Origin of the sequence: Enterobacter cloacae complex sp. CDL013 (assembly GCF_049238805.1) — a bacterium.
GTDB classification, from domain to species: Bacteria; Pseudomonadota; Gammaproteobacteria; order Enterobacterales; family Enterobacteriaceae; genus Enterobacter; species Enterobacter hormaechei_C.
Map to the genome: position 1 here is coordinate 134,157 of NZ_JBMKGT010000002.1, position 14,503 is coordinate 148,659.

Here is a 14,503-nt window from a genome sequence, read left to right on the forward strand (position 1 = left end):
GGGTTATTCCGGCTTATCCTTCAGCGGGAAACGACGACGTATCAGCACAAAGAACAGCGGTACGAAATAGATAGCCAGTATCGTCGCGGATATCATTCCCCCCATAACGCCCGTACCCACTGCGTGCTGGCTGCTGGAGCCTGCGCCGGAGCTGGTGGCCATCGGCAGGACGCCAAACACAAACGCCAGAGAGGTCATCAGGATCGGACGCAGGCGCTGACGACAGGCGTGCAGCGTGGCGGCCATCAGTTCGTGACCTTTGGCATTCATCTCATTGGCAAATTCGACGATCAGAATGGCGTTTTTTGCCGACAATCCGATCACGGTGAGGAGTCCGACCTGGAAATAGACATCATTTTCCAGGCCGCGCATCCAGGTTGCCAGCAGCGCGCCGATGACCCCGAGAGGCACCACCAGCATCACCGAGAACGGCACTGACCAGCTTTCATACAGCGCCGCCAGGCAGAGGAATACCACCAGCAGCGAAAGAGCATACAGGGCAGGCGCCTGAGCGCCGGAAAGCCGTTCCTGGTAGGACATCGCCGTCCACTCCAGGCCAAAGCCGGTCGGTAACTGCTGAACCAGTTTTTCCATAATGTCCATTGCGGTACCGGTACTGACGCCCGGCGCGGCTTCACCGACAATCTCCAGCGCCGAATAGCCGTTGTAACGCTCCAGACGCGGCGAACCGGTCTCCCAGCGTGACGTCGCAAACGCCGAGAACGGCACCATGCCGCCGGTGTTATTGCGCACATACCAGCGGTTGATATCGTCCGGCAGCATGCGGTATTTGGCGGCAGACTGAACGTAGACCTTCTTCACGCGGCCGCGATCCATAAAGTCATTTACGTAGCTTGAGCCCCATGCCGTTTGCAGGGTGTCGTTAATGTCGTCGATGGAGACGCCCAGCGCCTGCGCTTTACGCTGGTCAATATCCACCTGTAGCTGAGGGCTGTCATCCAGACCGTTATGACGAACGCGGGTAAGCTGCGGATCTTTCCCGGCCAGCTCGAGCAGTTTATCGCGAGCAGCCATCAACGCGTCATGCCCGGCACCCGCGTGATCCTGAAGCTCCATATCAAACCCGGCTGAGCTGCCCAGGCCGCTGATGGCGGGCGGGCTGCTGGCGAAAACGCGCGCTTCCTTGATTTTGTTGAACGCTTTGGTTGCACGCTCAATGATGGCAAAGGAGGAGCCGGTATCGCTGTCGCGCTGGTCCCAGTCTTTCAGGCGCACAAACATACGCGCCACGTTCTGCCCGTTACCGCCGGGGCCAGAGCCGACGGTGGAGAAGACGGAGACCACGTTATCTTTCTCCTGAGTATGGAAGTAGTTCTCAACCTTCTGCACCACTTTCAGGGTCTGCTGCTGGGTCGAGCCGCTCGGTAACTGTACGGAGGTAATAAACATGCCGCGATCTTCCAGCGGCAGGAACGAGGTTGGCAGCCGCAGGAACAGGAAGACCATGCCGCCGAGCAGCAGGACATAAACCACCATCCAGCGCACGCTGCGGTGCAGTACTTTACCCACGCCCGCTTCATAGCGCGCCGCATTGCGGTTAAACATGCGGTTAAACCAGCCGAAGAAGCCTTTTTGACCGTGGTGTTCGCCCTTATGCAGCGGTTTGAGCAGCGTCGCGCACAGGGCAGGGGTAAGGATCATTGCCACGAGTACGGAGAGCACCATTGCAGAGACGATGGTGATCGAGAACTGGCGATAAATCGCGCCCGTGGTGCCGCCAAAAAATGCCATCGGGATAAATACCGCCGACAGCACCATGGCGATACCGACCAGCGCGCCCTGAATTTGTCCCATCGATTTGCGCGTGGCCTCGCGGGGCGAAAGCCCTTCCTCGCTCATAATGCGCTCGACGTTTTCCACCACCACGATGGCATCATCCACCAGCAGGCCGATGGCCAGCACCATGGCGAACATGGTCAGGGTGTTGATGCTGTAACCGAAGGCATACAGCACCGCAAAGGTTCCCAGCAGCACCACCGGCACCGCAATGGTGGGGATCAGCGTGGCGCGGAAGTTTTGCAGGAACAGGTACATCACGAGGAACACCAGCGCGATAGCTTCGAGCAGGGTTTTCACCACATCTTCGATGGAGGCTTTTACGAATGAGGTGGTTTCGTAGGCGACTTTGTACTCCAGTCCGTGCGGGAAGTAATGCGACAGTTCATCCAGACGCTCTAACACCCGCTGCGCGGTCGCCATTTCGTTGGCGCCGGAGGCCAGTTTTACCCCCAGTCCGGACGCGGCATTGCCGTTAAAGCGACTCAGGTAGTCATATTTTTCCGCCCCCATTTCCACGGTGGCGACATCCCCCAGACGCACTTCCGAACCGTCCTGATTCACGCGCAGAGTAATATTGCGGAACTGGTCAGGTGTCTGGAGCAGCGACTGGGAGTTGATGGTGGCGTTAAGCGCCTGGTTGTCCACGGACGGCGTACCGCCGAGCTGCCCCACGGCAATCTGGGCGTTCTGCGATTCGATAGCGTCGGTGACATCTTTAGCGGTCATCTGCACGCTGTTCAGCTTGTTGGGATCCAGCCAGATACGCATGGAGTACTGCGAGCCGTAGGCGTCGATATCACCCACGCCGTTGATACGGCTGAGCGGGTCCTGAATATTACTGGCGACGTAGTCCGCGATGTCCTGCTTATCCATCGAGCCATCGGTTGAAACAAACGCGATGGTCAAAATATTGGTGTCACCGGTTTTACGCACGGTCACCCCCTGGTTCTGCACCGCCTGAGGCAGTTTACGCAGGGCCGATTGCAGCTGGTTTTGCACCTGCTGCACCGCTTCATCCGGATCCGTGCCCGCCGTAAAGCTCAGGGTTACCGTCGCCTGGCCCGTGGCACTGCTCTGCGAGGACATGTACATCAGGTTATCAAGACCCGTCATGTTCTGCTCGATAACCTGCGTGACGGTATTTTCCAGCGTCTGTGCCGAGGCGCCAGGATAGTTCGCCGTGATACGCACGTTGGGGGGCGCGAGGTCGGGGTATTGCTCAACAGGAAGGGAAGTAATCGCCAGGACACCCGTCAGACACAACAGGATTGCAAGCACCCAGGCAAAAATGGGGCGATCGATGAAAAAATTCGCCATTAAAGTGTGACCTCGTTTTGCTGCACGTCATTATTGTTTATTGCCCGCCTAACTTTAGCGGTAAGGCCCAGGTCAAACGTGGAGAAATAAAGGAGATAATGTAAATTATCATGCGCTTTTTTCAGCGCGCCTTCTTTCCCACTATTTTTCAGCCTGCGCCGCAGGCGTCCGGAACGTTACGCTGACCTGTGTCCCACCCTGTGGCGGCTGAGAAAAGTGTAATGTCCCGCCGAGCCGTCCCGCGCGTTCGCGCATGATATTCAGCCCGTAATGTCCCGGCGGTTCACTGGCGTCGCCGATACCAATACCGTTGTCGCGGATCGTGACTGTGTGAGTGCCGTCCGCGGTGGTGACGCAGCTGACCACAATCTCGCTCGCGTCGGCATGTTTAATCGCATTCAGCACTGCCTCACGCACAATCTGTAAGAGGTGCACCTGTTTTTGCGCGTCCAGCGCCAGCGATGAGAGACGGCAGTCGAGCACCAACTTCGCGCTGGTCTGGCTTTGCAACCCGTCAAGAGACTCCTGTAGCGCGGCAGGAAGATTGGCGTGATTGAGCGTCAGGCGGAAGGTGGTGAGCAGCTCGCGTAGCTGATGCCAGGCGTTATTCAGCTCGCGGGAGAAGTCCGTAATGATGGCCTGCGCCGGGGCATTGTCGCCCGGCACGGCATGCTTCAGCAGCGTAAGCTGAATACGCAAATAGGAGAGCACCTGCGCCAGCGAATCATGCAACTCGCGCGCGATGGTGGCGCGCTCTTCCATCAGCAGCAACTGCTGATAATGTTTCTGCGCCTGATTGAAATAGAGCCCCCGGCCCAGCATCGTCGCCACGCTTTCCATGAGCGGCAGCGGAACATCCCCGGTCGCGCTTTGCCAGCGCAGTTCGCCGTACAGGGTGTCCTGCATTAATACCGGTAAATTGTGCATTTTCTCGCCCGGGGACTCCTGTCCTTCGTAAAGCTGCCAGTCGTCACTGGTGCGCAATTGCAGGTAATTCATCTGCGTATAGTCATGTACAATCTGCAAAATATGCCGGAAGCAGTGGCTGTCTATCTGCCCGGTATTCAACGCCTGTGAGCATTTGAACAGCATTTCAAGCTGCTGATGCGCTTCATTCAGGTGGCGGGTTTTTTCGGCAACGGAGTGCTCCAGGGAACGGTACAGGGTGTGTAATTCCGCCGACATATGGTTGAAGGCGCGGGAAAGCTGGCCCAGCTCGTTGGGAAGCATAATATCCGGTGCGGGGGTGTCGAACTGCCCCTGTTCGATACGTTCGCTCGCTGCCACCAGATTATTCAGCGGCAGCACAACCTGACGGCGGATGCGCCGCAGGGTCACCACCGCCAGCAGCAGGATGCCCAGGCCGCCCGTCAGCGACATGAAAATCACCAGCTGAATTTTATGTTCGGTGTAGTGCTGTAGCGCCAGCACAAAGGCATCTATCCGGCCCACAAAATCCTCAATGTGGCTCTGATACCACCCGGTATCGCCGCTGGCGATTCGCGTGTCCATCTCCTGCCAGCCAAGGTGCAACTGCTGGTAACGCTGTTTGACGTCCTCTGGCACGTACCAGCGGTTTAGCTTCTGCAACGCAGGCGCGCTCAGCGTTTTCTGCCAGAACGCACGGTGCTCCGCCAGCGACGGGCTGGCGCGCTGCAACTCGTAGCCCAGGCGGTAGCTCTGCATACGCAGCGAACCGGCAATGTTAATCGCCTCGGCGTCGCGCTGGCTGCTGGCGAGTGTAACCAGCGCAATGGCGCTGATCAGAACGGACAAGACAATCATCGAAAAGAAAGCCCGGGCCAGGCTTCCCGATACGGGGCGTTTAACGGTCACTCATCGGCTTCCTGAATTAAATTGATCTGCCACAGGTTCACTGGAAATAGTTCGCCTTCCAGGGCATTTGAACATTGCGTCGCCATGCCACTGTGGGTAAATACGATAACAATAGAAAGAATAAGGTTATTGAACCAAAAACAGGTGTTGTTATGAATCGTTTTATTATGGCCAACGCTCAACAGTGTATCGGTTGTCGCACCTGCGAAGTTGCCTGTGTGATGGCGCACAACGGGGAGCAGCACGCGCTGAGCGAGCGCCATTTTCATCCCCGCATTACGGTCCTTACCTCAGGCTTGCGAAAAAGCCCCGTGACCTGCCACCACTGTGAAAACGCGCCCTGCGCGCAAAGCTGCCCGAACGGAGCCATCACGCAACACAGCGACAGCGTACAGGTCAATCAACAAAAATGCATTGGCTGTAAAGCCTGCGTGGTGGCCTGTCCGTTTGGCACGATGGACATGCTGATCGCCCCGCTGGAAAACGACAGCGTAAAGGCCTCGGCGCACAAATGCGACCTCTGCCTGGAAAGGCCGCAAGGCCCGGCCTGCGTTGAAAACTGCCCGGCAGAGGTGCTTACGCTCGCCACCCCAGCCGTGCTGGATAAGCTGGTTAAACAGCGTCGACAGCGCAGCGCAAGGCTGGACGCGCTGCCGTGGCACAGCGAGGCGGTTCAGTCAGTCCCTCCGCAAACCAAACGGCAACAGATGCAAAACACCCCGGCGCGCGGTGAGCCGGAAAAGCTCAGCCCCGACGCGCGCGCAGGTCATTTTAACGAGATCTACCTGCCGTTTCGCCCGGAACAGGCGCAGCGCGAAGCATCCCGGTGCCTGAAATGTGGCGACCACAGCATTTGCGAGTGGACCTGCCCGCTGCATAACCATATTCCACAGTGGATTGAGCGGATCAGGGCGGGGGATATCATCGGTGCGGCTGAGCTTTCTCACCAGACTAACTGTTTACCGGAAATTACCGGCCGCGTCTGTCCACAGGATCGATTATGTGAAGGCGCCTGCACCCTGCGGGATGCGTCAGGGGCGGTAACCATCGGGAATATCGAACGGTATATCTCGGATCGGGCGCTGGCGATGGGCTGGACGCCGGACGTCAGCCACGTTAAACCGGTCGGTAAGCGCGTCGCCATCATCGGTGCCGGTCCGGCAGGGCTGGCCTGCGCCGACGTACTGGTGCGCAGCGGCGTCGGTGTGACGGTCTACGATCGCCATCCGGAAATCGGCGGATTGCTGACCTTTGGTATTCCGGCCTTCAAGCTGGATAAATCCCTGTTAGCGCGGCGCAGAGAGATATTCAGCGCGATGGGCATCCGCTTCGAGCTGAACTGCGAGGTGGGAAAAGACGTATCGATGGCCCAACTGCAAAACGACTACGATGCCCTGTTCATCGGCGTAGGGACCTATCGTTCCATGAAAGCGGGTATCCCTCACGAAGACGCGCCGGGCGTGTACGACGCGCTGCCGTTTTTAGTGGCAAACACGCGGAACGTGATGGGCCTTGACCCTGCCGCAGACGAGCCGTTTATCGACACGCAGGGGTTAAACGTGGTGGTGCTCGGCGGGGGCGATACGGCGATGGACTGCGTGCGCACCGCGCTGCGGCATGGCGCGGCGAAAGTCACCTGCGCCTATCGGCGGGACGAGGCCAACATGCCGGGCTCAAAGAAAGAGGTTAAAAACGCGAAAGAAGAGGGCGCGGCGTTTGAATTTAATGTCCAGCCGGTTGAGCTCACGCTGGATGCCGACGGGAAGGTGAACGGTATCCGGATGCTGCGCACCCGTCTGGGCGAGCCGGATGCGCAGGGGCGGCGGCGTCCTGTCCCGGTGGCGGGCAGTGAGTTTGTCATGCCAGCGGATGCGGTGATCATGGCGTTTGGGTTTAATCCGCACGCCATGCCGTGGCTTCAGGCGCAGGGCGTCGACACCGACGACTGGGGGCGCATCAGGGCCTCCGTGGAGAGCCGTTATCGCTACCAGACCTCGAATCCGCAGATTTTTGCTGGCGGTGATGCGGTACGCGGTGCGGATCTGGTGGTCACCGCGATGGCGGAAGGGCGCCATGCCGCGCAGGGGATCATGGACTGGCTTGGCGTGCCGCCGCGCAACATGCATTAACGCAGACGGGCGACAAAGCGGGCTTCACGGCGTAGTATAAACAGACTCATTTTGCCGTGGAGCCCGTATGTCCCTGAACATTAGCGTTATTAAAGACAAAATCCTTTCTGAAAATTACTTTGTCCTGCGTAACATCACTTACGATCTTACCCGTAAGAACGGGGACGTCATTCGCCATAAACGCGAAGTCTACGACCGGGGCAATGGTGCAACCATTCTGCTGTATAACCGTGAAAAGCAAAGCGTGGTGCTGATCCGCCAGTTTCGCATCGCGACATGGGTCAATGGCAACGCGGACGGACGTCTGATTGAAACCTGTGCAGGTCTGCTGGATGACGATGAGCCGGAAGTGTGTATCCGCAAAGAAGCCATTGAGGAGACGGGCTTTGAAGTGGGGGCGGTGCAGAAAGTCTTTGAGCTGTTTATGTCCCCTGGCGGGGTTACCGAGCTGATCCACTTCTTCATTGCGGAATATACCGATGCCCAGCGCACGCACCGGGGCGGCGGCGTGGACGATGAAGACATTGAAGTGCTGGAAATGCCTTTCGCGCAGGCTGTCGACATGGTGAAACGCGGCGAGATCCGCGACGGTAAAGCGGTGATCCTGTTGCAATATCTGCAAACCAGCGGGCTGATGAATGCGGCGGCGGTAGCGCGATAAGTTGTATTTCAGATAAATCTATCCGATAAATCCGATTGAGCCAGCCCGCCCAGGGCACGAAGATACGCCCCAGATTGACCTATTCGTTTCCGGGGCTGTGCCGTTCATGCGCTACTGCGTTTTTCTTCTCTTCTTCATTTGCGTGCTTCCCGCACCTCGGGTGTGGGCTGCGCCTGCGCAGCAGTCTTTTTCTGACTGGCAGGTGACCTGCAATAACCAGAACTTCTGCGTAGCGCGCAACACTGGCGAGCATCGCGGTCTGGTCATGACGCTGAGCCGCAGTGCGGGGGCAAAAACGGACGCCAGCCTGCGCATTGATCTCGGTGGGCTTTCGGCGCCTCCGGTGAAAGAGCCTGACATCGCCCCGCGCCTGCTGCTCGACAATGTGCCGCTTAAACTCACGTCGCAACACTGGCAGTTAACCCCCTGGCATCTTAAAACAGACGATACGGGCACCATCACCACGTTTCTGAAAACCATTCAGGAAGGTCAGGCGCTGACTCTGCGCGGGGGGAAGCAGACAATCTCTCTGGCCGGGCTGAAAGCGGCGCTGCTGTTTATCGATGCCCAGCAAAAACGCGTCGGAAGTGAAACGGCATGGATTAAAAAAGGGGATAGTCCACCGCTGAGCGTGCCGCCTGCGCCGGCATTAAAAAAGGTGGCGGTGGTGAACCCCACGCCAACGCCGCTGACGCATAACGAATTGAACGATCTGCTGGATTACGGTAACTGGCGCATGAACCACAGCCAGTGCTCTCTCGATCCGAACCGGCGTGAGGTGCGCGTGACCGCGCTGACCGATGACAAAGCGCTGATGATCATCAGCTGTGAGGCGGGGGCGTACAACACCGTCGACCTGGCGTGGCTGGTGTCGCGTAAAAAACCGTTTGCGGCCAGGAGCGTGAGATTGCGTCTGCCGTTTACCCCTTCCAGCCAGAGTAGCGACATGGAGCTGATGAATGCCAGCTTCGATGAAAAAACGCGCGAGCTGACCACGCTGGCGCTGGGACGCGGGATTGGCGACTGTGGGATCCAGACCCGCTGGCGTTTTAACGGCCAGCGCTTCCGTCTGGTACGCTACGCGGAAGAGCCAAGCTGTGATAACTGGAATGGGCCAGATGCCTGGCCCACGCTGTGGATCACAAGGTAGGGTTTTGCCGATTTGTAGGCCGGGTCAGGCGCAGCCGCCACCCGGCAACGCAGATCGCACTATAGCACGCTCAGCGCCTTCTCCACTACGTTCTCAACGGTAAAGCCGAAGTACGGGAACAGCTTATCGGCCGGGGCGGATTCACCGTAACCCTTCATGCCGACAATCGCCCCTTTCAGACCCACATATTTGTACCAGTAGTCGGCAATGCCAGCTTCAACCGCCACGCGCGCCGCGACGTTTGAAGGCAGCACCGATTCGCGGTACGCCTCATCCTGGGCATCAAAGATATCCGTTGAAGGCAGGGAAACCACGCGCACCGCGTGACCCTCGGCGGTTAGTTTCTCCGCCGCTTTTACCGTGATTTCCACCTCTGAACCGGTGGCAATCAGGATCACGTCTGGCTTGCCGCCGCTGTCTTTCAGGATGTACCCGCCGCGGGCGATATTTTTCACCTGCTCCGGCGTGCGCTCGATCTGCGCCAGGTTCTGGCGCGACAGGATCAGCGCCGTGGGTCCGTTATGACGCTCTACGGCCAGCTTCCAGCCCACTGCCGCTTCAACCTGATCGCACGGACGCCAGGTACTGAAGTTTGGCGTCAGGCGCAGGCTCGCCAGCTGCTCTACCGCCTGGTGCGTCGGCCCATCTTCACCCAGTCCGATGGAGTCGTGGGTGTACACCATGATTTGCCGCGCCTTCATCAGAGCCGCCATACGCGCCGCGTTACGGGCATATTCGACAAACATCAGGAAGGTAGCGGTGTACGGCACGAAGCCGCCATGGTGGGCGATGCCGTTGGCAATGGCGGTCATCCCGAACTCGCGCACGCCGTAGTGGATGTAGTTCCCGGCAATGTCCTCCTTCAGAGATTTAGAGCCGGACCAGATGGTAAGGTTACTTGGCGCCAGATCCGCCGATCCGCCCAGCAGTTCGGGCAGGATTGGGCCAATTCCGTTCAGGGTGTTTTGTGATGCCTTACGGGTGGCAATTTTCGCCGGGTTGGATTGCAGGTTTTCAATCAGCGCCTGGGTTTTCTCTTCCCAGTCTTCCGGCAGGCCGCCGCTCATGCGGCGGGTAAACTCAGCCGCCAGATCCGGATACGCTTTTTTGTAAGCGGCAAACTTCTCGTTCCAGGCCTGCTGCGCTTTTTCACCTGTTTCGCGAGCATCCCAGGCCTTGTAGATCTCTTTTGGGATCTCAAAGGCCGGGTGTTTCCAGCCCAGTTTCTGGCGGGTCAGCGCCACTTCCTCTTCACCCAGCGCCGCACCGTGCGCCTCTTCTTTGCCCGCTTTGTTCGGCGAGCCGAAGCCGATGGTGGTGCGGCAGATGATCAGGGACGGTTTGTCCTTCACGCTCTGCGCTTCCTGAATCGCTTTTTTCACCGCCTCAGGATCGTGACCGTCGATCTCGTGCACCACGTGCCAGTGATAGGCTTCAAAGCGTTTTGCCGTGTCGTCGGTAAACCAGCCCTCGGTTTCCCCGTCAATGGAGATACCGTTGTGATCGTAGAAGCCAATCAGCTTGCCCAGGCCCAGGGTGCCCGCCAGCGAGCAGACCTCGTGGGAGATCCCCTCCATCAGGCAGCCATCACCCATAAAGACATAGGTGTAGTGATCGACAATCTCGTGGTCGGGCTGGTTGAACTGCGCGGCCAGCGTACGCTCTGCAATCGCCAGGCCGACGGCATTCGCCAGCCCCTGGCCCAGCGGGCCGGTAGTGGTTTCAACACCCGGCGTATAGCCGATCTCCGGGTGGCCCGGCGTTTTGGAGTGCAGCTGGCGGAAGTTTTTTAACTCCTCAAGCGGCAGGTCGTAGCCGGAGAGGTGCAGCAGGCTGTAGAGCAGCATCGAGGCGTGACCGTTGGAGAGAATAAAACGGTCGCGATCGTACCAGGTCGGATCGGTCGGGTTGTGCTTGAGGAAGTCGTTCCACAGCACTTCGGCAATATCAGCCATACCCATGGGGGCGCCAGGGTGGCCGGAATTGGCTTTTTGTACGGCATCCATGCTGAGGGCGCGAATGGCGTTGGCGAGCTCTTTACGGGACATAGTTCACTCCGTGGCAAGGTTAAAGTTTGGCAGCGAGAAGATCTTCGAGTTTGCGCTGGTCGACGGCGAACTGACGGATGCCGTCCGCCAGTTTTTCCACGGCCATTGGGTCCTGATTGTGCTCCCAGCGGAATTCCGCTTCGGTCATGGGTTTTGGTTTTGGCAGAACGGTAGAGGTCGGCACAAGCTTGCGGATCACCGTCTCTTCACTCTCCTGAAGCTTTTTCAGCAGGTCAGGGGAGATGGTCAGCCGGTCGCAGCCCGCGAGCGCCAGGATCTGCTCGGTGCGGCGGAAGCTGGCCCCCATCACGATGGTTTCGTAGCGGTGCTGCTTGTAATAATCGTAGATATTACGCACCGATTTTACGCCAGGATCTTCTTCCACCACGTACGGATCCATTGGCTGTTTCGCCTGATACCAGTCGTAGATACGTCCGACAAACGGTGAAATCAGGAACACGCCCGCTTCGGCGCAGGCACGCGCCTGGGCGAAGGAGAACAGCAGCGTCAGGTTGCAGTGGATCCCCTCTTTCTCCAGCACTTCCGCCGCGCGGATGCCTTCCCAGGTAGACGCAAGCTTGATCAGGATGCGTGACTTATCGATCCCCTGCTCCTGGTAGAGTTCCACCAGGCGGCGAGCCTTGTTGATGCTCTTTTCCTGGTCAAACGAGAGGCGGGCGTCCACTTCGGTGGAGACGCGTCCCGGTATGCTTTTAAGAATTTCCGCACCGATATTGACCGCCAGCTTGTCGCTGGCCTCGGCGACCTGCTGCTCCTGCGTTTGCCCGCGCTGTTTGCCATAGGTAAGGGCGTCATCAATCAGATGACTAAAGTGCGCAAGACCGGCCGCCTTGAGCAGCAGCGAGGGGTTGGTGGTCGCGTCTTCCGGCTGGTAGTGACGAATCGACTCGATGTCGCCGCTGTCTGCAACCACGGTGGTAAATTGTTTGATGCCGTCTAGCTGGTTCATAATTACTCCTTGGAAATAAAAGAGTTAGTCGAGTGCGTTAGTTCACACTTCTGAGAAAATCATGATGGACTTAACAAAAAAGCATAGCAGACGGGGGAGGCATTGCTGTCTGAGACGGGTAACATGGTTGTTATAAATTGATAACAATTTTTATTCTGCAATGGTGAGAGTTTGGCAGCCTTCAAAGTTTAGGAGCCTGCCTGCGGCGATACTATGCGGCACACCAGGGTGTGCATAGGAACGTCAACATCACCCTTTTTGACCGAAACGTGAAAGGAATAACAAGATGGATGATCAGTTAAAACAAAGCGCTCTCGATTTTCACGAGTTTCCTGTTCCGGGTAAAATCCAGGTATCCCCGACCAAACCGCTGGCGACCCAGCGCGATCTGGCGCTGGCCTACTCGCCAGGCGTGGCTGCTCCGTGCCTGGAAATCGAAAAAGATCCGCTGGCAGCGTACAAATACACCGCCCGTGGCAACCTGGTGGCCGTTATCTCTAACGGTACGGCGGTGCTGGGGTTAGGGAACATCGGTGCGCTGGCCGGTAAGCCGGTGATGGAAGGGAAGGGCGTTCTGTTTAAGAAATTTGCCGGTATCGACGTCTTCGATATCGAAGTGGACGAACTGGATCCGGATAAATTCATCAACGTGGTGGCGGCGCTGGAGCCGACCTTCGGCGGCATCAACCTGGAAGACATCAAAGCGCCGGAATGTTTCTATATCGAGCAGAAGCTGCGCGAGCGTATGAATATTCCCGTGTTCCATGACGACCAGCACGGCACGGCGATTATCAGTACCGCCGCCATTCTGAACGGCCTGCGCGTGGTAGAGAAAAATCTCTCCGACGTGCGCATGGTGGTCTCCGGCGCAGGCGCCGCGGCCATCGCCTGTATGAACCTGTTGGTGGCGCTGGGCATGCAGAAGCACAATATTGTGGTCTGCGACTCCAAGGGCGTGATCTACAAAGACCGCGAGCCAGACATGGCGGAAACCAAGGCGGCCTATGCGGTGGAAGACGACGGCAAGCGCACGCTAGAAGACGTCATTGAAGGTGCCGACATTTTCCTCGGCTGTTCAGGCCCGAAAGTGCTGACCCAGGAGATGGTGCAGAAGATGGCGCGCGCGCCAATGATCCTGGCCCTGGCGAACCCGGAGCCTGAAATTCTGCCGCCGCTGGCGAAGGCGGTGCGTGAAGACGCGATCATCTGCACCGGACGTTCGGACTACCCGAACCAGGTGAACAACGTGCTCTGCTTCCCGTTCATCTTCCGCGGTGCGCTGGACGTCGGCGCTACGGCAATCAACGAAGAGATGAAGCTCGCCGCCGTTCATGCTATCGCAGAGCTGGCGCACGCCGAGCAGAGCGAAGTGGTGGCCTCCGCCTACGGCGATCAGGATCTGAGCTTCGGCCCCGACTACATTATCCCTAAACCATTTGACCCGCGTCTGATCGTGAAGATCGCGCCAGCGGTGGCTAAAGCGGCGATGGACTCCGGCGTGGCGACGCGGCCGATTGAAGATTTCGATGCCTACGTCGATAAACTCACCGAGTTCGTTTACAAAACCAACCTGTTTATGAAGCCGATCTTCTCCCAGGCGCGCGCTGACGCGAAGCGCGTGGTGCTGGCGGAAGGGGAAGAGGCGCGCGTGCTGCATGCCACGCAGGAGCTGATCACCTTAGGGCTGGCGAAACCGATCCTGATTGGTCGTCCGAGCGTGATCGAGATGCGTATTCAGAAGCTGGGCCTGCAAATTAAGCCGGGCGTCGACTTTGAGATCGTCAATAACGAATCCGATCCGCGCTTCAAAGAGTACTGGAACGAATACTATTCGATCATGAAGCGTCGCGGGATCACCCAGGAGCAGGCGCAGCGGGCGGTGATCAGCAATACCACGGTGATCGGCGCGATCATGGTTCATCGCGGTGAGGCGGATGCGCTGATCTGCGGCACCATCGGCGAGTACCATGAGCATTTCAGCGTGGTGCAGGAGATCTTCGGCTATCGCGAGGGCGCCCATACTGCCGGCGCAATGAACGCGCTGCTGCTGCCAAGCGGTAACACCTTTATCGCCGATACCTACGTCAACGACGATCCTTCCCCGGAGGAACTGGCGGAAATCACCGTGATGGCGGCGGAAACCGTGCGCCGCTTTGGTATCGAGCCGAAAGTGGCGCTGCTGTCGCACTCTAACTTCGGGTCATCCAAATCCGCGGCGGCGTGCAAAATGCGCCAGACGCTGGACCTGGTGCGCGAGCGTGCGCCGGAGCTGATGATCGACGGCGAGATGCACGGCGACGCCGCGCTGGTGGAGAGCATCCGTAATGAACGCATGCCGGACAGCCCGCTGAAAGGCTCGGCGAACGTGCTGATTATGCCGAACGTAGAAGCGGCGCGTATCAGCTATAACCTGCTGCGTGTGTCGAGTTCTGAAGGGGTGACCGTAGGGCCAGTGCTGATGGGGGTGTCAAAACCGGTGCATGTGTTAACGCCGATTGCCTCCGTGCGTCGTATCGTCAACATGGTGGCGCTGGCGGTGGTTGAGGCACAGACGCAGCCGCTGTAATTAACCCCACCCCTCACCCTAACCCT

Annotated in this window: 8 protein-coding genes; 4 read left to right on the forward strand and 4 right to left on the reverse strand. The window is 58.3% G+C overall.

What is annotated here, in order from left to right:
- Positions 1 to 3: 3 nt before the first annotated feature.
- Together acrD and narQ are read right to left on the reverse strand one after the other, a co-directional pair.
- Positions 4 to 3,117: a multidrug efflux RND transporter permease AcrD gene (gene acrD / locus ACOTXD_RS03685; RefSeq protein ID WP_003863561.1), complete on the reverse strand. Its 3,114-nt coding sequence runs from the start codon at positions 3,115 to 3,117 to the stop codon at positions 4 to 6.
- 141 nt (positions 3,118 to 3,258) lie between these two features.
- Positions 3,259 to 4,953 (reverse strand): nitrate/nitrite two-component system sensor histidine kinase NarQ, encoded by a 1,695-nt coding sequence (gene narQ / locus ACOTXD_RS03690; protein ID WP_023314626.1) that lies wholly within the window; start codon positions 4,951 to 4,953, stop codon positions 3,259 to 3,261.
- Positions 4,954 to 5,105: 152 nt separating this feature from the next.
- On the opposite strand from narQ, the gene aegA reads away from it, so the two are divergent.
- The 3 genes from aegA (at position 5,106) to ACOTXD_RS03705 (ending at position 8,893) form a co-directional block, all read left to right on the forward strand.
- A complete protein-coding gene (gene aegA / locus ACOTXD_RS03695) occupies positions 5,106 to 7,082 on the forward strand; it encodes a formate-dependent uric acid utilization protein AegA (RefSeq protein ID WP_073970476.1) in 1,977 nt (658 codons plus the stop codon).
- 67 nt (positions 7,083 to 7,149) lie between these two features.
- On the forward strand, positions 7,150 to 7,743 hold the full coding sequence (gene nudK, locus ACOTXD_RS03700) for a GDP-mannose pyrophosphatase NudK (RefSeq protein WP_045328422.1): 594 nt from the start codon (positions 7,150 to 7,152) through the stop codon (positions 7,741 to 7,743).
- 106 nt (positions 7,744 to 7,849) lie between these two features.
- Positions 7,850 to 8,893: a DUF1176 domain-containing protein gene (locus ACOTXD_RS03705; RefSeq protein ID WP_061856663.1), complete on the forward strand. Its 1,044-nt coding sequence runs from the start codon at positions 7,850 to 7,852 to the stop codon at positions 8,891 to 8,893.
- A 59-nt stretch (positions 8,894 to 8,952) separates the two neighbouring features.
- Here ACOTXD_RS03705 and tkt read toward each other — a convergent pair whose 3' ends face one another.
- Together tkt and tal are read right to left on the reverse strand one after the other, a co-directional pair.
- Positions 8,953 to 10,941, reverse strand: coding sequence for a transketolase (tkt, locus tag ACOTXD_RS03710; protein ID WP_045337251.1), 1,989 nt, complete (start codon positions 10,939 to 10,941; stop codon positions 8,953 to 8,955).
- A gap of 19 nt (positions 10,942 to 10,960) precedes the next feature.
- Entirely contained in the window at positions 10,961 to 11,911 is a 951-nt protein-coding gene (gene tal / locus ACOTXD_RS03715; RefSeq protein WP_061856662.1) for a transaldolase, read from the reverse strand.
- Between the two features lie 286 nt (positions 11,912 to 12,197).
- Here tal and maeB point away from each other — a divergent pair, with 286 nt between their 5' ends.
- Positions 12,198 to 14,477: an NADP-dependent oxaloacetate-decarboxylating malate dehydrogenase gene (gene maeB, locus ACOTXD_RS03720; RefSeq protein WP_061856661.1), complete on the forward strand. Its 2,280-nt coding sequence runs from the start codon at positions 12,198 to 12,200 to the stop codon at positions 14,475 to 14,477.
- The last annotated feature ends 26 nt before the right edge of the window (positions 14,478 to 14,503 follow it).

What these genes read in the sequence shown, in the direction of transcription:
- acrD (WP_003863561.1), bottom strand. Translation starts at nt 3,117, where the DNA reads ATGGCGAATTTTTTCATCGATCGCCCCATTTTTGCCTGGGTGCTTGCA.
- aegA (WP_073970476.1), top strand. Translation starts at nt 5,106, where the DNA reads ATGAATCGTTTTATTATGGCCAACGCTCAACAGTGTATCGGTTGTCGC.
- nudK (WP_045328422.1), top strand. Translation starts at nt 7,150, where the DNA reads ATGTCCCTGAACATTAGCGTTATTAAAGACAAAATCCTTTCTGAAAAT.
- ACOTXD_RS03705 (WP_061856663.1), top strand. Translation starts at nt 7,850, where the DNA reads ATGCGCTACTGCGTTTTTCTTCTCTTCTTCATTTGCGTGCTTCCCGCA.
- tkt (WP_045337251.1), bottom strand. Translation starts at nt 10,941, where the DNA reads ATGTCCCGTAAAGAGCTCGCCAACGCCATTCGCGCCCTCAGCATGGAT.
- tal (WP_061856662.1), bottom strand. Translation starts at nt 11,911, where the DNA reads ATGAACCAGCTAGACGGCATCAAACAATTTACCACCGTGGTTGCAGAC.
- maeB (WP_061856661.1), top strand. Translation starts at nt 12,198, where the DNA reads ATGGATGATCAGTTAAAACAAAGCGCTCTCGATTTTCACGAGTTTCCT.